Raw genomic sequence first — 22,507 nt, 5'->3', positions numbered from 1 at the left:
CTCTGGCCAGCCGATGAACGCTCACCATGACCATGACCATTACCGCTCCGCTGCTCTACGTGCGTACGCCCATGCTCGATATTGCTTACGAAGCCCACGGCCCTCTCGACGGTGAGCCGGTGATCCTGCTGCATGGTTTCCCCTATGACCCGCGCGGCTATGACGCGATGGCGCCGGTACTGGCCGAGCGTGGCTACCGGGTACTGGTGCCGTACCTGCGCGGTTACGGCCCGACGCGGTTTATTAACGAGCAGGTGATGCGTTCCGGGCAGCAGGCGGCGTTGGGCAAGGATCTGCTGGATTTCATGGATGCATTGGCGATCCCGCAGGCCACCCTCTCCGGCTACGACTGGGGTGGGCGAGCCGCGTGCATCGTTGCGGCATTGTGGCCCGAGCGGGTGCGCGGGTTGGTGACCGGGGATGGCTACAATATCCAGGACATTGCCAAATCCCTCAAACCACGGGGGCCTGTGACGGAGCATCGCTTGTGGTACCAGTTCTACTTCCATACCCAACGCGGCGTAGACGGGTTGACCGCCAACCGTGGCGAACTGTGCAAGTTGCTGTGGGCGCTTTGGTCGCCCTCCTGGGCCGAGGGGCCGAGCCTGTATGACCAGACGGCGCCGTCGTTCGATAACCCGGATTTTGTCGAAGTGGTGATTCACTCCTATCGCCACCGTTTCATGTATGCCCCCGGTGACCCGGCGCTGGAAGCCATCGAGCAGGCGCTGGCGTTGCAGCCGCCAATTTCGGTACCGAGCATTTCGCTGTGCGGTGCCGATGATGGCGTGGGCCCGCCGCCTGAAGTGGATGATGATGTCGAGCATTTCAGCGGGTTTTACCGACGCCAGGTGCTACCGGGCGTGGGCCACAACATCCCTCAGGAAGCGCCGCAGGCCACGCTCGACGCACTGCTGGAATTGCTGGGCGAAAAGCGTTCGCGGTAAGCCTGGGGGGTGACCGACAAGGCGCGCAGGAAGCTGCGACGCAGGGTCTCTTCGCTGCCAAAGCCACACTGCACGGCGATGCGTTTGATCGATACTGGGCTGTCAGCCAACTGCCGGCGCGCGGTTTCAACGCGGATCAATTCGACGGCGCGTGCCGGGGTCTGGCCGGTTTCGGCGCGGTAGTGGCGTACAAAGCTGCGTTCGCTCATGCCGGCTTGGGCGGCCAGGGTCGAGATGCTCAAATCCAGGGTGAGGTGTTCGGCGATCCAGGCGTGGAGTTCGGCAAAGCGGCTGTCGTCTTTTTGCAGGGACAGGGTCACGCTGAATTGGGACTGGCCGCCGGGACGCTTGAGAAAAACCACCAGGTGCCGCGCCACTTCCAGGGCTACAGCGCGGCCCAGGTCTTCTTCCACCAGCGCCAGGCACAGGTCGATGCCAGCAGTGACGCCGGCAGATGTCCAGACGGCGCCTTGCTGGATGAAGATCGGGTTGGACTCCACCGTCAACGCCGGGAATTTTCGCGCCAGTTCTTCGCAACGCGTCCAGTGGGTGGCTACGCGACAGCCATCGAGCACGCCGCTGGCGGCCAGCAAAAACGCGCCGGTACACACCGAGGTCATGCGCCGGGTATGCCTGGCTTTCTCGCGCACCCACTCCACCAGCGCCGGGTCTTCGGCGGCGCCGTATACACCCCAGCCACCGGCGATTACCAACGTATCGCACGGCGCATCGACGGCGGGCAGCGGCTGGGCCAGCAGTGCCAAGCCAGCCGACGTCATCACCGGCTCCGCTTGCGCGGCGATCACCGACACGGCGTAAGGCAACGGCAGGCCGCGTTGACGCGCCAGGTCATTGGTGGAGGCGAACACCTGTAAAGGCCCGGTGACATCCAGCACCTGGGCGTTATCGAAAGCGAGTACGTGGACGATTCTGGGCATGATTGGCGTGATTCGTGGGTTCAATGGCGTATTCGCCAAAGCCTAGGCCTCTAGAGTGAAGCCGTCCACCCCTTTGACGGAGCGCTATTCATGACCTTGCAGATTGGCTTTGTGTTGTTCCCCGGCATCCAGCAACTGGACCTCACCGGTCCTTATGACGTGTTGGGTTCGTTGCCGGATGTGAAGTTGCACCTGGTGTGGAAAGACTTGGAACCGGTCACTTCCAGCACCGGCCTGGTGTTTACACCGACCATGACCTACGCCGACTGCCCGCGCCTGGATGTGATTTGCGTGCCCGGAGGCTCAGGTGTTGGGGCGCTGATGGAAGATCCGCTGACGTTGGACTTCCTCAAGGTACAAGCTCAGACCGCCCGCTATGTGACGTCGGTGTGCACCGGCTCGCTGGTGCTCGGCGCCGCCGGTTTGTTGCGCGGCCGCAAGGCGACCACACACTGGGCTTACCACGACCTGCTCGCCCCGCTCGGTGCAATTGCGGTGCAAGAACGCGTGGTGCGTGACGGCAACCTGCTGACCGGTGGTGGCATCACTGCCGGCATCGACTTTGCCCTGACGTTGGCTGGCGAGTTGTACAGCGAAGCGGCGGCGCAACTGGTGCAATTGCAGATTGAATATGCGCCGGCACCGCCGTTTGATTCCGGGCGTCCGGACACGGCGCCCCAGCATGTGTTGGAGGAAGCCAACAAGCGTACGGCTGAATCGCGCAGGGTGCGTGGGGAGATCGTTGCGCGGGCTGCGGCTCGGTTGGGGTGATTCTGTATAGCACCTGTGGATACTGCAAAAGCGATGTTTGGGTCGGGGCGGGGGACATATCCGTTATTTGGGTAACGGCTGATATAGGTTCCGCCCTTACGGCGGGTCACTTTTGGAAAAGAGCCCCAAAAGTAACCAAAACGCTCTTGCCCCAACACTCGGCACCTCGCCTAGGCTCGGTGTGCCCTCACTCCGGCTTGAATCCGTGGGCCGCCGCGATGGGCCATCCCTGGCCCAGCGCGGCTAACCCGGCGTCCTGCCGGGTTACCCACGGATTCAAGCCTGCGTTCGGCCAGCGTGTTTGACGGGGCGCCTCAGATCAAGATCAAGAGCGACTCGCTTCGCATCGTGGATACGCGGTCCTTGTAGGAGCCGGCTTGCCGGCGAAAAACGTGAGAGCGCCGCGTTCATCCAGACACCCCACGTCATCGTTAACGACCATCGCCGGCAAGCCGGCTCCTACAGGACCGCGTTTGTCTCTGCGTTTGCTCTACACCACTCAAGCCGGCTGTCAGGCCGCTGTGCTTTTGATTTTGATCTTAGGCGCCCCGTCAAACACGCTGGCCGGAATTCGGCAGGGATTTGGGGGGTAAACCGGCAGGGATGCCGGTTTAGCCGCCCCGCGCCATGGATGGCGCGTGGCGGCGGCCCCCCAAATCACTGTCGGATTACGGGCATACCGAGCCTAGGCGAGGTACCGAGTGTTGGGGCAAGAGCCCTTTGGTTACTTTGGGGCTTTTCCAAAGTGACCCGCCGTAAGGGCGGAACCAATACCAGCCGTGACCCAAACAACGGATATGTACTCAGGATGGCCGGGACATCACCGCCAAACGCACCGCCAGCACCGCCAGCACCGTCGCCAACCCCCACTTCTGCAGCCAGGCACCTTTCGAGCGCCTGGCAAAAAACCGGCTGAGCGCTCCACCAAACACCCCCAGCAGCACATGAAACACCGCTGCAATCAAAGTCAACACGCACCCCAGCACCATCAACTGCACCGCAATAGACCCCGCCTCCGGCCGTACAAACTGCGGCAAGAACACCAGAAAAAACAGCAAAGCCTTGGGATTGAGCAAGCTGTTGAGCATGGCTTGCAGAAACACCCGCCCCAAGGGCACACGACTGACATGCACAACGTCGCCTCCAGCATTTTTCTGCAACGTCTTGAACACCAACCACAGCAAGTAGACCACCCCGGCATACCGGATCAGGTCAAAGGATGGCGGCCAACTGGCAACCAACGCCGTCACCCCGGTAGCAGTCAAGGCCGTCAGCAACAGGTCAGCGACGCCGATGCCCAAGGCCGACGCCATCCCACCACGCCAGCCGTGGGTCACGCCATGGCTGATCACAAAGGCCATGTTCGGCCCCGGCGATAGCAGCAACAACAGCACAGCTCCGGAAAATACCGCCAGGGTCGCAAGGTCGATCATGCTCAAAGCCATCCACCGGAAAAAGCCTGCAGATTAATCGGTGTCCCTGTAGCGGACAAAAAATTGTGCTGGATACAATGCTCTGTGGTAACTGCGAATGACCACGCGACTACAACACTGCCGACACTGCCTCGCGGGGCAACTTCTACCGTGACCCGCATCATTTCCTAGTTACTGCTCCAGACAACTTCCCTGCAGACGAAAGCCCAGCAGACAGGGCACTTAGTGCGCCCTGCCAATCCCTGCCTGTCCCCCTTTCCCACCTCGTTTCGAAAAAGGTTTTTCCATTAAGCAGGAAAAATCTCACATTTGTTCCTACACTCAAAAACACAGCTGATGACCGAGTGTTCAGACAAGGAACGTCAATAAAATGCCGAAAAAAAGACTCATCAACCTGTCTAGCATGCCACCTCCGCACCATAGTCAATTCATTGACTGAATACAGTAAGGGAACACTCCTTTAGTCACTACCCCCGCAAAATCCCTTCAAATGGATAGCTGCATTTGGAATGGAAAGTTGCGTATTACCCAGAGTAGCCGGTTTGATCTGAGCTCTAAAGCAGTCTGCTGCTTTATTGAACACACCCTCAAACAGCGAAGTCTGGAGTGCAATGAGGGATGTTTTTATGCGAGAGAAGTCGTCCGTCGACAGTTTGTTTCTAACACGCGCCGGTTTTGTTGAGTTCTTTGTTGTTTTCGTCAAGTTGATCCATGGCCTGACGGCCATTTTGCCCCCACTGGTCCTGGTGCTCTTCCTGGACCCGATGGACCCTGAGCTGCGCGCCCATTTCCTGGGGCTGCTGGTGTTTTTCGCGGTCCTGACCATTATTCTGTTCCAGGCCCTGGGCATCTATTCCGAAGAATTGTTCAGCAACCGGCTGCGCTTGAAAACCAAGATCAAGGCCTGGACGGCGGCCTTTTGCATCCTGCTGTTCATGTACCAAATCCTGCAGTTCTTCCCACAGTTGACCCCGCGCAACCTAGTGACCTGGTACGTCGCCAGCCTGGCGCTGTTCTGCCTTGAACGCCTGGTGATGTTGCGCCTGTACCGTCGGCTGATGCGGTCCGGCAAATACCTGCAACGCACGGTGATCCTGGGCTTTACCGACACGGCCGTGCACGTCGCTGATCACTTGCAGCGCAACGGCGATATCCGTTCCGGCCTGATCGGTTTCATCGACGACCGCACCGAGCGCATTCCCAAGGAACTGAGCAACCTGCCGTTGCTGGGCAACACCCGCGACCTGGAAAAACTGATCCGCGCAGAGCAGGTCAATCAAGTGATGATCTGCCTGCCCTGGGCCGCCGAGCAGCGCATCCACGGTTTGGTCAACCGCCTGCGGCAGTTGTCTGTCAACGTGATGCTGGTGCCGGACATGGCCGCCCTGCGCTACGGCCACAGCAAGATTACCGACGTGGGCGGCATCCTGATGTTCAACACTTCGCAACTGCCGCTGCGCGGCTGGTCGCCGGTGATCAAACGCTGTGAGGATTTGCTGCTCGCCAGCCTGGCCTTGGTCGCGCTGTCGCCGGTGATGCTGGCAACGGCGATTGCGATCAAGCTCGACTCCAAGGGCCCGGTGCTGTTTCGCCAGAATCGCTACGGCTACAACGACAATGAAATCCGCGTGTTCAAGTTCCGCTCGATGTACACCGACCAGAGCGACTTCACCGCCGAACGCCAGACCACCCGCGAAGATCCGCGCATCACCCGCGTGGGCCGCATCATCCGCAAGACCAGCATCGACGAGCTGCCGCAACTGTTCAATGTGCTGCTGGGCAACATGTCCATGGTCGGCCCTCGCCCGCATGCCACGGCGACCAAGGCGGCCGGCATTCCCTTTGAAGTGGCGGTAAGCGAGTACAGCTCACGGCACCGGGTCAAGCCGGGTATCACCGGCTGGGCGCAGATCAATGGTTACCGGGGCGAGACCGACACCCTGTTCAAGATCCAGAAACGTGTCGAGTACGACCTGGAGTACATCTCCAAGTGGTCGGTGTGGTTTGACTTGTACATCGTCTTCATGACGGTCCCGGCCGTCCTTTCCACCAAGGAAGTCTATTGATGAATACCCTCAACGGATTAATTCCCTGCATCATTTCCGGTGGTTCGGGCACGCGGCTGTGGCCGGTGTCCCGGCAGAACATGCCCAAGCCGTTCATGCGCATGCGCGACGGCCAGAGCCTGCTGCAAAAAACCTTCCAGCGCGCCGCCAAATTGCCCGGCGTGGAAAGCGTGTTGACGGTGACCAACCGCGACCTGCTGTTCCGCACCCTGGATGACTATCGCCTGGTCAATAAGGCCCACCTGCCCCTGGACCTGTTGCTGGAGCCGTTCGGCCGCAACACGGCGGCGGCAATTGCCGTGGCAGCGTTGCACGTGCAGGAACACTTCGGCGGCGACGCGCAGTTGCTGGTGATGCCCGCCGACCATTTGATCCTCAACGAGGTGGCGTTCGCCGAAGCCGTGACACAAGCCCGCGACCTGGCCGAGGCTGGCTACCTGGTGACCTTCGGCATCCAGCCGGATCATCCGGAAACCGGCTTTGGCTACATCGAGCAAGGCGAGCCGTTGAGCACGGGCAACCGGGTCAAACGCTTCGTCGAAAAACCCGACCTGGCCACTGCCCAGGCCTACCTCGACGGCGGCAAACACCTGTGGAACGCCGGCATGTTCTGCTTCAAGGCCAGCACGCTGGTGGACGAACTCGCCGCCCATGCGCCCGACGTGCTCGAAGCCGCCCGCGCCGCGCTGGACCACAGCCAGAGCCTGCAGAACAAGACCTCGCGCCAGCGCGAACTGGACTCGGAGGCCTTTGGCAGCGCGCCGGATATTTCCATCGACGTGGCGCTGATGGAGAAGTCCAAGCAAGTCGCCGTGGTGCCCTGCGACATCGGCTGGAGCGACATCGGTTCCTGGGAAGCCCTGCGCCAGCTCACCCCCAGCGACGCCCATGGCAACCAGGTCAATGGCGAAGCGATTCTGCATGACGTACACAACTGCTACATCGACTCGCCCAAGCGCGTGCTCGGTGCCGTGGGCGTGCGTGACCTGATCATCGTCGACACCCCGGACGCCCTGTTGATCGCCGACGCCCACCGCAGCCAGGATGTGCGCTACATCGTCGCCGAGCTCAAGCGCCAGAACCATCCGGCGTACAGCCTGCACCGCACGGTCACCCGGCCGTGGGGCACCTACACCGTGCTGGAAGAAAGCAGCCGCTTCAAGATCAAGCGCATCGTGGTCAAGCCCCAGGCGTCGCTGTCGTTGCAGATGCACCACCACCGCAGCGAGCACTGGGTGGTGGTCAGCGGTGCGGCGCAGATCACCAACGGCGAGCGCGAATTCCTGATCAACGCCAACGAGTCCACCTACATCCCCGCCGGGCACAAACACCGCCTGACCAACCCCGGCATCATCGACCTGGTGATGATCGAGGTGCAGAGCGGCGAGTACCTGGGCGAGGACGACATCGTGCGCTTCGACGACATCTACGGGCGCGCCCCGGCTGAAGTGAAAAAATGATATGCGTACGTCTCTGATCATCCCGACCCGTAACGCCTCCAGCCACCTGGCACGCCTGCTGCCGGCGCTGCGCATGCAAACCCTGCAACCTCACGAGATGCTGGTGGTGGACAGCGCCTCCAGCGATGACACCGTGGCGCGCTTTCGCGAGTTTGGCGCACGGGTCGAGGTGATCGACGCGCGCGACTTCAACCACGGCGGTACGCGGCGCTGGGCTAGCCAACAGGTAGGCGGCGATGCACTGATCGTGATGACCCAGGACGCGATTCCCGCCACCCCCGAGACCTTCGCCAACCTGCTCGCCGAATTGCAGCAGGACCCACTCAACGGCGTGGCGTATGGCCGCCAGTTGCCCCACCCCGATGCCGGTGTGCTGGGTGCGCAATCGCGGCACTTTAACTATCCGGAACAGAGCCGCAGCAAGAGCCTGGCCGATGCGCCGGAGTTGGGCATCAAGACCTGCTTCAGTTCCGACTCGTTTTCCGTGTACCGGCGCAGCGTGCTGGAAGCAGTGGGCGGTTTTCCAGCGGATGTGATCGGTAGCGAAGACGCCTTTGTCGCTGCGCGCATGCTGCTTGAAGGCTACAAGGTGCGCTACGCCGCCACGGCGCGGGTGCATCACTCCCACGATTACAAACTCATGGATGAGTTTCACCGCTACTTTGATATCGGCGTGTTCTACGGCCGCGAACCGTGGATCAAACAGGCTTTTGGCGACGCGGGGGGCGAAGGCAAGCGCTATGTGCTGGCCGAACTCGCGGCCTTGCGCAAAGCCGGGGCCTTGCACCGCGTCCCCGAAGTGCTGGTGCGCAGTGCATTCAAACTGCTCGGCTACCGGCTGGGCCATCTGGAGCGTCGCCTCCCCCTCGCCCTCAAGCGGCGCATCAGCATGTTTCCCGGTTATTGGAGGTGAGCATCATGACCTACAGGAAGTCCCCCTTGATGAAACGAACCCTGCTCGTCGTGGCCATGATGGCCCTGGCCGCCTGCAATACGCCGGCACGCATCGTCCCGCCCGACGGCAAGACCGTCGAGGAAGGCAAACGCGCCCTCGAGCAGCTTGCCCAGCTGCCGCCGGCGGTGGAACGCATCCGCATCGGCGACCAGTTGCGCATCGTGCGCGATGCCGGCGAAATGCCGACGCTGTCGGCGTTCAACGTCAGCACCATTTATGAGCTGACGCTGTACACGGTGCAGACCGACGGCAAGATCAACTACCCGTTCCTGGGGCCGGTGCAGGTCGCCGGTCGCCAGCCTTCGGAACTGGCCACGGAGTTGACCGGCAAACTCGCACCCATCTACCGCGAACCGCGCGTGACGGTGAACATCAACCAGGCGCCGGGCAGCTCGATCATCGTCGGCGGCGCGGTGAATAACCCGACGGCGGTGCAGCTCGGCACGGCCAACACCCTGGAGCAGGCCATCCTCGGTGCCGGCGGGGTCAGCGCGGCGGGCAACGCGAGCATGGTCGCCCTGCTGCGCGAAGACGCCCAGGGCGCGTATCGCGCGTACTTCCTGGACTTCAGCCAACTGCTCAAGACCGGCCCCAACGGCCGCAAACCCGTGCGCCTGCAACGCGGCGATGTGGTGTTCGTGCCCAAATCCAACGTGGGCGAGCGCATCCAAGGGGTGGATACCTACATGAACCAACTGATCCCGTTCACCAAGTCCATTGGGGTGGGCTACAACTACACCCGAACCAGCGGCGGCAATAACTAAAGGAGCGACATCCCATGATCGAGATCCGTTCTTTTCGTGATCTTCTGCGCTTGTTCTTCATCTTCCGGCACGAGTTCAAACTCGCGGCGATTGCCGCGCTGGTGATCATCCTGCTGGGGGCGTTCCTGCTGCCGGCCAAGTATGAATCCACCGCGCGGCTATTGGTGAAACCGGGGCGTGATTCGACCTTGCCCATCGAGATCAGCAACCGCCAGGCGCTGGTGATGCCCAGCACCCAGCGCGACCCGATTGTCGACGAGGAGCGCCTGCTCACCGGCCGGCCCATCGTGCGTGCGGTGGCCGAGCATTACCTGGAAGTGATCGAAAACGCGCCGCCGCCAGAGGGCTTCTGGAAGCGCACCAAGTACTACGTCAAGAGCGGCGTGGGGGCAGTGTTCGACGGCGTGCGCGTGGTCATGGAAACCGTGGGTATCGTTGAGAAAACCACCCCGGTCGAACGCCTGGCCGCCGGCCTGGAGAAGAACTTCGAGGTGAGCCACGCCGCCGGTTCCACGGTGATGGACATCACGTTCAAGTGGAGCGACCCGGAAATCGCCCAGGCGGTGGTCAAGGATTGGGTCGAGACCTACATCAACGAGCGCACCGAGGCCTTGGGCCGCAAGAGCCTTTATGCCTTCTATGAAGGCCAGGTGGCCAACAGCGCGACCGAGATCAAGAGCTACAAGGAACAGATCCTCACCCACCTGAACGAGATCGGCGCGGCGAGTATCACCGACCGCCTGGAAGACTTGTCCGAGCGCATCAACGTGCTGCGTGGCGAGACCTTCAATACCACGCGGCTGATCGCGTCCTCCGACAGCGCCATTGCGAGCACGCGCACCCAGCTCAAGGGCCAGCCCAAGGAAGTCACCACGGTCCGCCAGATCGCACTAAACCCGCAGCAGCAGGATTTGCGTCGCCTGCTCAACCAGAAGCTGCTGGAAAAGGCCGACATGATGCGCACCTACACCGACAACGCGCCGCCGGTCAAAGCCCTGGACGCGTCGATTCGGGCGATGCAGGTGCAGGTCAACAGCGAGGCCAGCACCGTGCAAGCCTCGGAGAACCGTGCGCCGAACACCCTGGAAATCCACTTGCAGCGCGTGTTGCTGGATGAAACCAGCAACAACCTGGCGCTGCGCACCCAACTGGTTCAACAGCAGAAACAACTGGTGAACCTGGAAGCGCAACGCAAAGAGGCCCTGGAGATTGAACCGGAGCTGGCCCGCCTCTCCCGCGAGCTGAACACCACCGAGCGCAACTACGCGCTGTACGTGGATAACCTGGAAAAATCGCGCATCGACCGCGAGCTGGACAACAGCCAGATCAGCAACATCGCGGTGATCGAAGAAGCCACCCTGAACCCGGGTCGTATCTTCCCGAAAACCCTGGTGATGCTGGTGTTGGCGATCCCGTTTGCCATCGTGGTCGGCCTGCTGGTGATCTACCTGTGCTACCTGCTCGACCAGCGCATTCACGACGGTGGCCTGGTGGAACGCAAATTCGGCCTGCCCCTGTGGACCACCCTGCCGGAGCTGGACACCTCCACCGCGCAAAGTACCAACGCGTTCAATGCGAGCATCTACCGCTTGTACAGCCTGCTGCAGCCCGACCGCATTGCCGAACAAGGCCTGACCCTGGGCCTGACCTCGGCGCGCCACGGCGAAGGGGTGACCTTTGTGGTGGAGCAACTGCGCCAGTTGCTGCATGAAAACGGTGTCAATGTGCGGGTCGGCGGGCTGGAAGCCGCAGCGCCGGGTGAAGTGGTGCTGCTCGACGCCTCGGCCCTGCTGGACAACCGCGAGGCGTTCGTCAACCTGCGCCGCGCCGACCTGATCGGCCTGGTGGTGGAAGCGCGCAAAAGTACCGTGCCAGTGGTGGAACATGCGCTGTCGATCCTCAACACCGCGTTTGGCAAGGTGGACGGCATCATCATCAACCGTCGCAAGTTCGAAGTGCCGGGCAAAGTGCTGCACACCATCGGCAAATACCGGGGAGCGTTCTGATGCGTATCGCCCTGCTCGCGCCCTTGCCGCCGGAAAAGAACGGGATCGCCGACTACGCGAACCATTTCCGCACGGCACTGGAACAACTCGGCGTGACGGTGCTGACACCGTTGGCCGGGGTGGCGGGCAATTCCGAGGCGATCCGGCACGCCATCGCGGCGTTCGACTGGCAGTCCGTCGACCTGGTGCACGCCGAGTTGGGCGGTGGGCGGCTGGGGGAATTCCTGGCCTTGCGTGAACTGCGCAAGGCTTACCCGCAGCTGCCGTTGACCGCCACCGTGCATGACCCGGAGCGCATCGTGTGGCGGCGTGAACACCTGCCCTTCCCCTTGAACCTGATGGAACGTTTGCCGAGCCCGTTGCCCCAGGCGGCAGTGGTGCTGGCCGACCCGCTGACCCTGCGCGAAGAACGCCAAGTCGCCAAGGGGCTGACCCGGCTGGTGACCCTCACCCGCCTGGGCGCCGACTGCTTGACCGAGCGCATGCAACTGCCGGCCGGCAAAGTCGCGGTGATCAACCACGCCAACCTGGCAATTGCACCGGCGCCTCTACCGACACTGGACACCCTGCGGCTGCTGTATTTCGGCTTTATCTACCGTGGCAAAGGCATCGAAGATCTGGTGCAAGCCTTGGCGGATGTGTTCAAGCAAGCCCCCGAATTGCGCGACCGCGTGCGCCTGACCCTGGCCGGCGGCACGGCCGCCGAAATGGCGTTTGGCGCGGGCGGCAATTACCTGGAACAGTTGAACGCACAGATCGCGGCACTGGGCCTGACCGACGCCATCGACTGGCGCCTGAACCTGCCGGCCGATGAGATCGCCCAGACCATCCAGGCCCACCATGTGATGGTGCTGCCCTACCGTGAATCGAAAAAACTCGGCCTGCTCGGGCGCCAGCGCGGCACCAGTGGCGCGTTGTCCTGGGCCACCGCCTGCGGGCGTGGCGCGATCACCTCCGACGCGCGCGCGTTTGCCGAAGAAGTCGCCAGCGGCAACGGCGCGATCTACCCCGAAGGCGATGTGGCCGCACTGGGCGAACAGCTTTTGCGCCTGGCGCGCACGCCATTGCTGGCGCGGGATTGGGCCGAGCGTGCCGGGGAAATCGGTCGCGAACGCCTGTGGCCGTTGACCGCGCAGAAATTCAAACAACTCTTCGAGCAGGCCATCAGCGGAGCCCCTTATGGCGCGTAAACGCACCTACCTCGCCACCTTTGCGCTGGTTGCCGCCCTGGGCCTGACCGCATTTTTATGGGGACGCCAAGCGGACGCCGAAAGCCATGTGCTCAAGGGCAGCAAGGAGGTGGTGTGGAAGGATTTCCTGGGGGTGAATGCGCAGTTCCTGTGGTTCAGCCCCGAGCGTTACCAGAAGCAGATCGACCGCCTCAAGGCCCTGGGCCTGGAATGGGTGCGCCTGGATTTGCACTGGGATCAACTGGAAACCGCGCAGAACCAATACAAGCTCGCCACCCTCGATGAACTGGTGGGCAAGCTGCAACAGAACCAGATCAAGTCGGTGTTTTACCTGGTGGGTTCGGCACGCTTTATCACCAGTGCGCCACCGCTGTCGCTGTACCCGGACCAGTACCCGCCAAAAGACCCCAATGTGTTCGCCAACCGCATGGCGTTGCTTTCCCAGCGCTACCCCAGCGTCGAGGCCTGGCAAGTCTGGAACGAGCCGAACCTGATCGGCTTCTGGCGCCCGGTGGCGGATCCTGCCGGCTACGCGAACCTGTTGACCGTCACCACCCACGCCTTGCGCGCGGTGAACCCGACCAAACCGGTGGTCGCCGCCGGCATGGCGTTCTTCAGTGAAATGCCCAACGGCCAGACCATGTTCGATGCCTTGGGCGCGCTGGGCGTGGTCAGTCTGAACACGATCATCTCCTACCACCCCTACACCCAATTGCCCGAAGGCAACGACCCGGCCAACCTGGACTTCATCGCCAAGACCACCCAGCTGAACCAGGCCCTGCGCAACGGCGGTGTGCAAACCTTGTGGAGCACCGAGTGGGGCTGGTCGACCTACAAGGGCCCAAAAGACGCTCAGGACATCATCACGCCACAGGCACAGGCCGACTACGTGGTGCGCCGCCTGGCGCTGATGAGCGCGATGGATTACGACAAGATTTTCCTGTTCACCTTGAGCGACCTCGACCAGCGCGCCAGTGTGCGTGACCGCTCCTATGGCTTGCTGGACATCGACACCAACCCCAAGCCGGTCTACACCGCGCTGAAGAACTTCCTCGATATCAGCGGGCCGAAGCTCACGCCGGGCGATCCGCCGGCTGCCGACGCATTGCCCGACGGCCTGTTCAGCATCGGCTGGACCCGCACCGACGGGCGCAAGCTGTGGTTCTTCTGGGCGGCCCAGGGCGGCAACGCGCACCTGCCGGGCTTGGCCAGCGCCACCCTGTACGACCCGCTGCGCGGCACACAAACCCCGGTGAGCGGCACCAATGGCCTGACCGTTCCGGTCAAGTCGAACCTGCAAATTCTGTTATGGGAGTGAGGCCTGCCATGCGCATTTTATGGATCCTGCCCTACTCGCCCTGGCCCGCCACCAGCGGTGGCAAGACGCGCCAGTTCCACCTGCTGCGCAGCCTGGCCGCACGTGGGCATCGGATCACCTTGCTGCTGCATGACAAACACCCGGTGTCGCTCACCGACCGCCAGGTGCTGGAGGCCTTTCTCGAGCAACTGATCATCCTGCCGCGCCGCCCGTTGCGCAGCGTGAAGACCCTGATCGCCGGGCTGTTCGCGCCCTACCCGCTGCTGGCCAGCGTGAATGGCTTATCGGGCGCGTTGCAGGACCGCTTCAACCAACTGCTCAACGAACACTGGGATGTGGTGCAGATCGAGCACACGTACACCTTTCAACCGTATGAAGATGCGCTGGCACGTAAATCCCAGCCGTTCGTGCTGACCGAACACAATGTCGAGTCCGCGCTCGGCGCGGCCACCTATGACCGCCTGCCAGGCTGGGCGCTGCCGTTCATTCGCTACGATCAATGGCGCTATACCCGCTGGGAACGCAGGGTGATGCGCCAGGCCACGCAGGTGGTGGCGGTGACCGACAGCGACGCCCAGACCCTGGAAAAAATCGCCGGCAAACCGGTGTCGGTGGTGGTCAATGGCGTGGATTGCGATCACTTCGCAGCCGCGCGTCCCGACCCGTCGACTCGCCGCGTGCTGTTCCTTGGCAACTACGAATACGCGCCCAACGTGGATGCCATCGAGTGGGCCCTGGATGAAATCCTGCCCAAGGTCTGGGCGCGTTGCCCGGACGCGCGCATGAGTGTGTGTGGCTTCGGCATGCCCGAAAGCTGGCGTGAACGCTGGCCGGATCCGCGCATTGAATGGCAGGGTTTTGTGCCCAACCTGCTGAAATTGCAGTCGAGCTGTTCGGTGTTTCTGGCGCCGTTGCGTCACGGCGGCGGTTCCAAGCTCAAGGTGCTGGAAGCCCTGGCCGCTGGCTTGCCGTTGGCGAGTACCGAGCAAGGCGTGTCGGGGTTGGACCTGGTCGAAGGCCTGGATTACCTCGGCGGGCAGACCGCCGCAAGCCTGGCCGACGCCGTGGTGCGCCTGCTGCAATTTCCCGACGCCGCCGCGCCCATGGGCGAAGCCGGCCGGGCCTATGTGCGCCGCGCCCATGACTGGGGCGTCGCCGCCAGCCAGTTGGAAAAGGTGTACGCCAGCCTGTCGCCCCTGACTCACAAGGAGCCCGCATGCGTGTAGGCCTGGATTACCGCACCGTCGGCACCTCGCCGCAATCGGGCATCAGCCGCCAGGTGTACGCGCTGGAAAGCGCCCTGCACGGTCTGCCAGGCATCGAGCTTGAGCGGTTTACCGTGGCGCCTCTGGGCGATGAAACCCGTTTGCAGGCCCATTGCCCGGCCTGGGGCTGCGCCAAGACCGCGATGCACCAGCCGCAGAATCGCCTGCGGTTCGAGGCCGGTTTTCTGCCGCGTGCGTTGCGTGAACAGCAGATCGACCTGTACATCAGCACCTTCAACATGGGCCTGCCTTTGCCGCCCAAGCCGAAGGGGCTGCGCACGGTGGTGCTGTTGCATGACCTGTTTCAGATCACGCTGAACAACTACCACGCCAACCGCCTGAAGGCGCTGATCTACAAGACCAGCGATCGCCTGTCGATTGCCTACGCGGTGCACAGCGCCGACCGGGTGTGGACGCCGTCGCAATACAGTGCCGATGAAACCGCGCGGTTGTTTCCCAAGGCGGCCGGCAAGATTCGCGTACTGCCCAACCAGGTCGATGGCTTTACCGACCTGGCGGCGGACCTCAGCGCTCGCCAATTGCCCGAGCGCTTTTGGTTGCTGGTGGGCACGCGTGAGCTGCGCAAGAACGTGCCGTTCCTGGTCGACGCCTGGCAGCGGGCGCGACAGCAATCCCCCGCCGTGCCGGAGTTGGTGCTGGTGGGCAGTCTTGAGCATTTGCCCGAGGCCCAGCGTACCCTGCCGGGGATACGCGCACTCAGTGGCGTGTCGGACGCCGAATTGCACGCGCTGTACCGCCACGCCTCGCGCCTGTGGCAGCCTTCCTATGCCGAAGGTTTTGGCCTGCCGGTGATCGAAGCCTTGAGCGTCGGCACCCCGGTGGCGGTGGCCAGCGGCACCTCGCTGGATGAAATCACGCCGCCCTCGGCGCCGCGTTTTTCGCCCACCGACGGCCCGGCATTGACGCAACTGATGCTCAGCCTCGGCGAACGCACTGAAGAAGCATCCCCCGAGCAACACCGGCAATGGGCGCAACGCTTCAACCATCACGCCTATCGCCGACGCCTGGCCGAATTGATCGAGGAACTGAAGTGAGAATGACCCTGCCCAGCCTCGTCGCCATCCTCTTCGGCCTGTTGTTTGGCGCCGTTGCCCTGTTGTTGTCGCCGGCCAAGGCGTTCCTCGCCGTGATCGGCCTGGCCGGGGCGGTGACCATCCTGCGCTTTCCATTCTGGGGCCTCCTGCTCTTTGCCCTGGTGGCGACGTTCATGCCGTATTCCACGATCAACCTGGGCATTCGCAGTACCGTCAGCGAAGCCATTTTGGCGATGACCTGGGGCGCCGTGCTGTGGAACAGCTTCCTGGTGCGCCTGCCGGATACGCCGAGCCTCACCCGGCGCCCGACCGACCAGATGCTGTTGTGGCTGATGCTGTTCAGTGTGTTTCCCTTTATTGTCGGCCAGGTCACCATCCACGCCGACAGCAGCGGCGTGGCCAACTGGTTGCGTTGGTTGCTGAACTTGTCGGGGGTGTTCCTCTGCGCCAAGTTGCTGGTGGACCACAAGCACCGCGAGTCCCTGGTGATCGCCCTGCTGCTGGGCAGCCTGGCGATGCTGGTGCTGTCGATCGCGGTGTTCGTGCGCACGCGCTCCGGGGCCGGCATCGCGCCGGTGCTGGCGCTGTTCAACTACGGCAACTTCGACATGCTGAAATTCGGCCTGGAGGCTATGGCTTCACGCATGGGCTCGCCGTGGATGCACCCGAATGCCATCGGCGGGATCATGGCGCTGTTGCTGCCCCTGGCCTTCTGTTTCGGCATGACCGAACAAGGCTGGAAACGTGCATTGGGCCTGGGCGTGGCGTGCCTGGGCGCGGCGGCCTTGCTGCTGGCGAGTAGCCGGGGGGCAATGGTCAGCCTGGCGTTGGTGCTGCTATGGATGGCCACGCGCCGGGTGCCCTACACCGGGCGTCTGCTGATGATCGGCGCGGTGTTGACCGTCGTGCTGGTGATGGCCTACCCGCCGTTGCAGGAACGCTTGGCGACGATCTTCTCTTCGAGCAACGCCAGTACCGAAGTACGTTTCGACGAATACCGCATGTTCCCGCAGGCGGTGGCGTCGTACCCGTTCGGCATCGGCTTCAAGGTCGACCCACCGGTGCCTGACACCCACTTGCTGGGCATCTCCAACCTGTGGCTGAACTACATCTACAAAACCGGCATCATCGGCATGCTGTTCTTTATCGCAGTGACCGTGCGCTGGTGGCGTGAAGCGTGCCCGGAAAACGGCCCGATCCGTCTGACCAAGGACAATGCGCTGTGGCTGGGCACCACGGCCGGGATTCTCTCGGCGCTGGTCAGCGGCCTGTTCGACCACTACTTCAGCTTCGCCGTGGTGATGGTCGCGCTGTTCTGGCTGATGGTCGGCATCAACGTACTGGAGGCACGCCGGCTATTTCCGGCACGCCTGCCGCAGGTGAAACCGGTGGTCTTTCGCAAACCCGTGCTTGATGGCGCGAAGCCCTGATGCTGGGCTCCGCCGTCTGGCTGACACTGGCGACACTGCTGGGCCTGTGCCTGGGCTTTGCCCGCGAATGGTTGCTGGTGGCGGCCTGGGGCGCGGGCGAGCGCAGTGATGCGTTCCTGATTGCGCTGTTTTTGCCGGAAGCGCTGCGCATGTCACTCGCCGGCGGCGTGCTGAGTGCCGCGGCGCTGCCGCTGTACCTGGCGCGCAAGGACCACGAGCGACTGGGCTGGCTGGCCATGTTGTTCCCGGCGCTGCTGCTGATCGCGCTGGTCACCAGCCTGTTGCTGACGCTGCTGGCGCCGTGGCTGGTGCAACTGCTCGGCCCGGGCTTGGCGGCGAGTGCCACGGCGCTCGCCAGCAGCAACTTGCAGATCGTGGCCTGGTGCGTGCCGGGGCTGATGCTGCACGCGCTGTTCAGCATCCCGTTGCAGGCCCGCGAACGGTTTGTGCTGGCCGGCCTGGGTTCGTTATTGTTCAACCTGCCGCCGGTAACTTACCTCGCCCTCGCTGGCACCGCGACCCAACCGCACTCGCTGGCCCTGGCCTGCCTGGCCGGCAGCCTGTTGATGCCGTTGGCGCTGCTGCCATCGATGTGGCACCAGGGCTGGAGGCCGTGGCGCTGGCAGTTTTCGTGGGCGCCACTGCGGGAGTTGGGCCAGCGCATCGGTCCATTGTTGCTGAGCAACGGCGCCAGCCAGGGCCTGGCCCTGATCGAACGGCTGGTGGCGTCGCTGCTGGGTGAAGGCGCAGTGACCTGGGTCAACCTGGCGCGCAAGCTGATGAACCTGCCGCTGATTGCGCTGATGAGCCTCAACCAAGTGCTGCTGGGCATGATGAGCCGCCGTCAGGGCGATGAACGCCTGGCCCTGCTCAAGCGCGGCCTGGAAACCGCCAGCGTACTGACCCTGCCCGCCGGCGTCGGCCTGGTGGCGGCGGCTCCGAGCCTGGTGGCGTTGCTGCTGCCCAAGCAATCGCTGGACTCGCCATTGCCGCTGCTGCTGGCCTGGTTTGCCGTGCCGTTGGTATTCGGCGCCTGGAACGCTTTGCTCGCGCGGTATGCCTACGCGGCCGGGGACACGCGCCAGCCACTGCGCTGCGAATTGCTCGGCAGCCTGGTCAACGTATTGCTGCTCGGCGTGCTGCCGTTTGTGTTCGGCCTGGCGGGGATTCCTTTGGCGGCATTGGCCGGGGTGATCTGCACCGCGCTGCTGCTGATGCAACGCCAGGCCTTGCTCGGCGCCCTGCCCTGGGCGCGGAGCTGGCTGCTCAGTGCCGTGCTGATGGGCGTCGCGGCGTTGGCGCTGTTTCGGATTGAAGGCGTGTGGCTGCAACTGGGGCTGAGCACCCTGGCCGGCGCCGTGGTGTTGCTGGGCATGGGGCTGTGGCTCAAGCCGTGGCGCAAGGCATGAATGATCGATCGGGGATAGGCGGATGAAACATCGTTGGATTCAAATGGACATTGCCAAGGGCATCGGCATCCTGATGATCGTGTACGGTCACAGTTGGTTCGTGGCGAACTCGCTGGAGTTGCAGTACCCGATCATCGCCTCGTTCATCTTGCCGTTGTTCTTTTTCCTCTCCGGCGTTTTTTTCAAGCCCGAGCAGCCGTTTGTGGAGATGGCCGTGCGCAAGGCCGATGGCCTGCTCAAGCCGTTTTTCTTCACCATGCTGGTGTACGTGATCGTACGCGACGTGCTCCGCGGCCAAGCCCTGTTGCCGGATATCGGCGGCGTGCTGTATGCCTCGGTGGATACCATTCCCTGGCAGGCACTGTGGTTTCTGCCGCATTTCTGGGTAGCGATCCTGTTCAGTTGGGTGATGCTACGCCTGATCCAGCGCTTGAAGCTGTCACTGCCGGTGAGCTGCCTGCTGATGGCAGTACAACTGTTGATCGGCATCTGGGTTCTGCCGTGGTTCTGGCAAATACCGGTGAGCGTCGGCGGGCAGACCTGGACGTTGCCCGGCCTGCCCTTCGGCCTGGAAATCACCCTGATCAGCAGCACGTACTTCATCTGCGGTTACCTGCTGCGCGACTGGCTGCGTCGACATGAGGGATCGTGGCTGGGGCTGCTGATGTCGGTGGCGTTGTTCGCCGCCGTGTTCCTCTACAGCCACGCCACCATGGACCTGGCGCAGCGCCGCTACGACCACTGGCTGTGGACCAGCCTGCTGGCGGTGCTCGGCGTGTATGCGTGCTGGTCGCTGGCGCGGGTGCTGATGGTGTCGACCGTCATCACACGGGCGATGACCTACATTGGCCAGAACACCTTGATCCTGCTGATCTTCCACGGCGAGATCCAGCACAAGACCGTGGACCTGCTGGAGCGCCTGGGGCTGCACGCGCTTGTCGCGGCCTGCGTGGGTTTCGTGGTGGCTGTGGTGGTGCCTTTGTTGATCGGGGAAGTGATCAAGCGGGTGGCGTTTTTGCGGTTTTTCTACTTTCCGTTTCCGGTGCGCAAGGCGCCTGTCGCAAAAACGGCGCCTTGAGGGCGCCGTTCAATCGCTACGTCAGAAGTCGTATTTGACGCTGGTCATCAGGTTACGCGGCGGCCCGTACATGCCGTGGTTGCCGGCGTAGCTCAGGTATTCACGGTCGAACAGGTTGTTGAGGTTCAGCGAGGCGCTCAGTTTGGGGGTCACGTCGTAGCGCACCAGCAGGTGAGTGATGGCGTAGCTGCCCTGGCTGAAGGTGTGCAGGTCTTCCCCGACCTTGCTCTGCCAGTTCACCCCCCCGCCCACGGTCAGTTTGTTGAACGCGCCAGGCAAACGGTAGGAGGTAAAGGTTTTCAGGCTCTGGCGCGGCAAGGTGGTGACGATGCGTTTGTCGTCGGCATCGGTGCTGACCGCATAGGCATAGCCGGCGGAGGCCTGCCAGCCGTCAGCGAGTTCGCCGTTGAGTTCCAGCTCCACGCCTTCGGTGGTGGTGCCCTGCTCGTTGCGATAGGTGTTGCCGCCCGGGGTATCGATCCAGATGGCCAGGTTGTCCTGCTCCAGCTTGAACAACGCCAGGCTGGTGTTCAGCTTCTCGTCGAAGAAGCTGCCTTTGAGGCCGACTTCATACCCTTTGCCCTCCATGGGCGGCAGCGCCTTGTTATTGATGTCGCGTACCCAACTGGCCTGAGGGTTGAAGATTTTGGTGTAGCTGGCATAGGCCGACCAATTGTCGGTGAGGTCATACACCACGCCAGCGTAAGGAATATAGACGCCGGTTTCCGATTCGTCGGAGCGTGTCGCCGTGCCGCCGTAAGGGCGGTCTTCGGTTTCGCGCTTCCAGTCGATCACGCGGCTGCCGAGGATCACGCTCAGGTCATCGGTGACCCGCAGCCGCGTGCTCAGGTAAGCGGCGTACTGGCTCTCATCCACCGAGGATTTACCGGTGACATTGAACACGGGCTTGGCTGACTGGCCGTCCCAGTTGAGCAGGTTGTCGATGGCACCGGCAGGCGAGCTGGAATAGTCGTAATGCCATCCGCCGTAACTCGGTACGCTTTCCTTATATTTTGACAAGGTGATACCCGCGATCAGCTCGTGCTCACGGCCGAGCAGGTCGAAGGGGCCGGTGGCGTAAAGATCGAGGTTGTCTTGGCGCGGTGTACCGGAGAAACGCACCGGCAATTGGGTGGTGCCGCTGCCATCCGGGTTGAGGGACCCGTTGACGTAGTTGAAGACCTCGTCGAACTGGTTTTCGGTGTGGGTGAATTCGGCCTTGGCGCTCCAGCCGCTGTCGAACTTATGTTCGATCGCCGTGAAGAAGCTGGTCTGTTCATGATCGTTGTAGGACCAGGCCGGAGCGGTGTTCAGCGAACGGTTAAGGTTAGTGCGCGAACCGTCGGTAAACCGTGTGGGTAAACCGGAACGCGCTGGCGAATCGACGTCGGTGCGCAGGTAGCTGAAGCCCAGGGTCAACAGCGTGGCTTCGCCCAGGTCGAATTCGGTGATGCCATAGAGCAGTTGGGTTTCCTGCTTGTAGCGGTCGATCCAGGCGTGTTCGGTCTTGTAGTCCGCGACCAGCCGGCCGCGCACATTGCCGGTTTCGGTCAGCGGGCCGGAGACGTCCAGGCCCGTGCCATAACGGTCCCAGGTGCCCCCTTCAGCCGTGACGCTGGCGCGAGCCTCGGCCGTCGGGCGTTTGCGGATCAGGTTGATGGTGGCCGCCGGATTGCCCATGCCGCTGATCAGGCCAGTGGCGCCGCGCACGATCTCGACACGGTCGTACATGGCCATGCTTTGGGTGTAGTTGTCCATGCGCGTGGCGGTGGGCACACCATCGATTTCGAAGTTCTGGATCTGGAAGCCACGCGAGAAATAACCGTCACTCTCCGAGCCCAGGCCATCGCGCAACACAATGATGCCGGGAGTGGCATCGAGGGTGTCACTGAGGTTGGTGAGGCGCTGATCATCCAGGCGCTGGCGGGTCATTACGGTGAGCGACTGCGGGGTTTCCCGAGGCGTCAGATTCAGGCGCGTCGAGCTGCTGGACGACTGCGTGGTATAGGAACCGGTGCCTTCGGTGGTCGAGCCCGGTGCCTTGCCCGAGATCGATACGGTGCCCAGTTGCAGCGCGCCACCCGCCGGGCGTGGCTCCAGTGAATAGGTGTTACCGCTGCCATGCACCGCTTGCAGATCGCTGGTGCTGAGCAGGATCGCCAGGCCAGTGTCCAGGTCATGCCGGCCGTGCAGGCCGGGGCTGGTCTTGCCATCCGTGAGCGTCGCCGGGTACGACAACAGGATCTGACTGGCCTGACCGAACTGATTGAGCGCCCCGGCCAATGAGCCGGCCGCAATATCGAAATCCAGGTCCGGTGCCGCTTGAACCCAGGCCGACGTCAGCAACAATGGCGTGGCGACTGTCACGCTGGCGATGCCTTGCATGACGGCCAGGGCCAGAGAGGTGTTCAACGTTCTGCGA

The 22,507-nt window shown here is 62.8% G+C and carries 17 protein-coding genes; 14 read left to right on the top strand and 3 right to left on the bottom strand.

Features of this window, described 5'->3' with window-relative positions; genetic code table 11:
• Nucleotides 1-32: 32 nt before the first annotated feature.
• Complete coding sequence (locus H096_RS15470) at nucleotides 33-947, top strand: alpha/beta hydrolase (protein WP_033899796.1); 915 nt, start codon at nucleotides 33-35, stop codon at nucleotides 945-947.
• Here the strand turns inward: H096_RS15470 and H096_RS15465 are convergent.
• Entirely contained in the window at nucleotides 881-1,885 is a 1,005-nt protein-coding gene (locus H096_RS15465; RefSeq protein ID WP_033899693.1) for a GlxA family transcriptional regulator, read from the bottom strand. The two genes, H096_RS15470 and H096_RS15465, sit on opposite strands and share 67 nt — an antisense overlap.
• A gap of 90 nt (nucleotides 1,886-1,975) precedes the next feature.
• Here H096_RS15465 and inhA point away from each other — a divergent pair, with 90 nt between their 5' ends.
• Nucleotides 1,976-2,656, top strand: coding sequence for an isonitrile hydratase (gene inhA, locus H096_RS15460; RefSeq protein WP_033899691.1), 681 nt, complete (start codon nucleotides 1,976-1,978; stop codon nucleotides 2,654-2,656).
• Between the two features lie 803 nt (nucleotides 2,657-3,459).
• Here the strand turns inward: inhA and H096_RS15455 are convergent.
• Nucleotides 3,460-4,089, bottom strand: coding sequence for a LysE family translocator (locus H096_RS15455; RefSeq protein WP_033899685.1), 630 nt, complete (start codon nucleotides 4,087-4,089; stop codon nucleotides 3,460-3,462).
• A gap of 626 nt (nucleotides 4,090-4,715) precedes the next feature.
• Here H096_RS15455 and H096_RS15450 point away from each other — a divergent pair.
• From H096_RS15450 to H096_RS15395, 12 genes are read left to right on the top strand one after another with little or no spacing between them, the layout of a single operon-like run.
• Entirely contained in the window at nucleotides 4,716-6,155 is a 1,440-nt protein-coding gene (locus tag H096_RS15450; RefSeq protein WP_033899683.1) for an undecaprenyl-phosphate glucose phosphotransferase, read from the top strand.
• Complete coding sequence (locus H096_RS15445; RefSeq protein WP_033899682.1) at nucleotides 6,155-7,615, top strand: mannose-1-phosphate guanylyltransferase/mannose-6-phosphate isomerase; 1,461 nt, start codon at nucleotides 6,155-6,157, stop codon at nucleotides 7,613-7,615. The genes H096_RS15450 and H096_RS15445 overlap by 1 nt, the downstream gene beginning before the upstream one ends.
• Before the next feature lies 1 nt (nucleotide 7,616).
• Complete coding sequence (locus H096_RS15440; protein ID WP_033899681.1) at nucleotides 7,617-8,528, top strand: glycosyltransferase; 912 nt, start codon at nucleotides 7,617-7,619, stop codon at nucleotides 8,526-8,528.
• A 29-nt stretch (nucleotides 8,529-8,557) separates the two neighbouring features.
• Nucleotides 8,558-9,334: a polysaccharide biosynthesis/export family protein gene (locus H096_RS15435; protein ID WP_033899680.1), complete on the top strand. Its 777-nt coding sequence runs from the start codon at nucleotides 8,558-8,560 to the stop codon at nucleotides 9,332-9,334.
• Between the two features lie 14 nt (nucleotides 9,335-9,348).
• On the top strand, nucleotides 9,349-11,340 hold the full coding sequence (locus H096_RS15430) for an exopolysaccharide transport family protein (RefSeq protein ID WP_033899679.1): 1,992 nt from the start codon (nucleotides 9,349-9,351) through the stop codon (nucleotides 11,338-11,340).
• Nucleotides 11,340-12,530 (top strand): glycosyltransferase, encoded by a 1,191-nt coding sequence (locus H096_RS15425; RefSeq protein WP_033899676.1) that lies wholly within the window; start codon nucleotides 11,340-11,342, stop codon nucleotides 12,528-12,530. Before H096_RS15430 ends, H096_RS15425 begins: the two co-directional genes overlap by 1 nt.
• Nucleotides 12,520-13,848 (top strand): cellulase family glycosylhydrolase, encoded by a 1,329-nt coding sequence (locus H096_RS15420; RefSeq protein WP_033899675.1) that lies wholly within the window; start codon nucleotides 12,520-12,522, stop codon nucleotides 13,846-13,848. The genes H096_RS15425 and H096_RS15420 overlap by 11 nt, the downstream gene beginning before the upstream one ends.
• Before the next feature lie 8 nt (nucleotides 13,849-13,856).
• Entirely contained in the window at nucleotides 13,857-15,074 is a 1,218-nt protein-coding gene (locus H096_RS15415) for a glycosyltransferase family 4 protein (protein ID WP_033899674.1), read from the top strand.
• On the top strand, nucleotides 15,065-16,168 hold the full coding sequence (locus tag H096_RS15410) for a glycosyltransferase family 1 protein (RefSeq protein WP_033899672.1): 1,104 nt from the start codon (nucleotides 15,065-15,067) through the stop codon (nucleotides 16,166-16,168). Before H096_RS15415 ends, H096_RS15410 begins: the two co-directional genes overlap by 10 nt.
• Before the next feature lie 2 nt (nucleotides 16,169-16,170).
• Nucleotides 16,171-17,598 carry an O-antigen ligase family protein gene (locus H096_RS15405; RefSeq protein ID WP_033899671.1) on the top strand — a complete coding sequence of 476 codons (1,428 nt, stop codon included), beginning with the start codon at nucleotides 16,171-16,173 and terminating at the stop codon, nucleotides 17,596-17,598.
• Nucleotides 17,598-19,007: a lipid II flippase MurJ gene (locus tag H096_RS15400; RefSeq protein ID WP_033899669.1), complete on the top strand. Its 1,410-nt coding sequence runs from the start codon at nucleotides 17,598-17,600 to the stop codon at nucleotides 19,005-19,007. The genes H096_RS15405 and H096_RS15400 overlap by 1 nt, the downstream gene beginning before the upstream one ends.
• Nucleotides 19,008-19,029: 22 nt before the next feature.
• Entirely contained in the window at nucleotides 19,030-20,085 is a 1,056-nt protein-coding gene (locus H096_RS15395) for an acyltransferase family protein (protein WP_033899668.1), read from the top strand.
• Nucleotides 20,086-20,106: 21 nt separating this feature from the next.
• Here H096_RS15395 and H096_RS15390 read toward each other — a convergent pair whose 3' ends face one another.
• Nucleotides 20,107-22,470, bottom strand: coding sequence for a TonB-dependent receptor (locus H096_RS15390; RefSeq protein ID WP_033899793.1), 2,364 nt, complete (start codon nucleotides 22,468-22,470; stop codon nucleotides 20,107-20,109).
• Nucleotides 22,471-22,507 lie beyond the last annotated feature (37 nt).

It is taken from the genome of Pseudomonas sp. FH1 (genome assembly GCF_000510895.2).
Classification (GTDB): domain Bacteria; phylum Pseudomonadota; class Gammaproteobacteria; order Pseudomonadales; family Pseudomonadaceae; genus Aquipseudomonas; species Aquipseudomonas azotoformans_A.
The sequence above is the reverse complement of the archived record's forward strand: the minus strand, read 5'-3'. Positions and strand labels throughout refer to the sequence as shown.

Excerpts from the sequence above, each read along its gene's own strand:
- H096_RS15420 (WP_033899675.1), top strand. The coding sequence starts at position 12,520 with ATGGCGCGTAAACGCACCTACCTCGCCACCTTTGCGCTGGTTGCCGCC.
- H096_RS15430 (WP_033899679.1), top strand. The coding sequence starts at position 9,349 with ATGATCGAGATCCGTTCTTTTCGTGATCTTCTGCGCTTGTTCTTCATC.
- H096_RS15450 (WP_033899683.1), top strand. The coding sequence starts at position 4,716 with ATGCGAGAGAAGTCGTCCGTCGACAGTTTGTTTCTAACACGCGCCGGT.
- H096_RS15410 (WP_033899672.1), top strand. The coding sequence starts at position 15,065 with ATGCGTGTAGGCCTGGATTACCGCACCGTCGGCACCTCGCCGCAATCG.
- inhA (WP_033899691.1), top strand. The coding sequence starts at position 1,976 with ATGACCTTGCAGATTGGCTTTGTGTTGTTCCCCGGCATCCAGCAACTG.
- H096_RS15390 (WP_033899793.1), bottom strand. The coding sequence starts at position 22,470 with ATGCAAGGCATCGCCAGCGTGACAGTCGCCACGCCATTGTTGCTGACG.
- H096_RS15395 (WP_033899668.1), top strand. The coding sequence starts at position 19,030 with ATGAAACATCGTTGGATTCAAATGGACATTGCCAAGGGCATCGGCATC.
- H096_RS15425 (WP_033899676.1), top strand. The coding sequence starts at position 11,340 with ATGCGTATCGCCCTGCTCGCGCCCTTGCCGCCGGAAAAGAACGGGATC.
- H096_RS15440 (WP_033899681.1), top strand. The coding sequence starts at position 7,617 with ATGCGTACGTCTCTGATCATCCCGACCCGTAACGCCTCCAGCCACCTG.
- H096_RS15465 (WP_033899693.1), bottom strand. The coding sequence starts at position 1,885 with ATGCCCAGAATCGTCCACGTACTCGCTTTCGATAACGCCCAGGTGCTG.
- H096_RS15470 (WP_033899796.1), top strand. The coding sequence starts at position 33 with ATGACCATTACCGCTCCGCTGCTCTACGTGCGTACGCCCATGCTCGAT.
- H096_RS15400 (WP_033899669.1), top strand. The coding sequence starts at position 17,598 with ATGCTGGGCTCCGCCGTCTGGCTGACACTGGCGACACTGCTGGGCCTG.
- H096_RS15445 (WP_033899682.1), top strand. The coding sequence starts at position 6,155 with ATGAATACCCTCAACGGATTAATTCCCTGCATCATTTCCGGTGGTTCG.
- H096_RS15415 (WP_033899674.1), top strand. The coding sequence starts at position 13,857 with ATGCGCATTTTATGGATCCTGCCCTACTCGCCCTGGCCCGCCACCAGC.
- H096_RS15435 (WP_033899680.1), top strand. The coding sequence starts at position 8,558 with ATGAAACGAACCCTGCTCGTCGTGGCCATGATGGCCCTGGCCGCCTGC.
- H096_RS15405 (WP_033899671.1), top strand. The coding sequence starts at position 16,171 with ATGACCCTGCCCAGCCTCGTCGCCATCCTCTTCGGCCTGTTGTTTGGC.
- H096_RS15455 (WP_033899685.1), bottom strand. The coding sequence starts at position 4,089 with ATGATCGACCTTGCGACCCTGGCGGTATTTTCCGGAGCTGTGCTGTTG.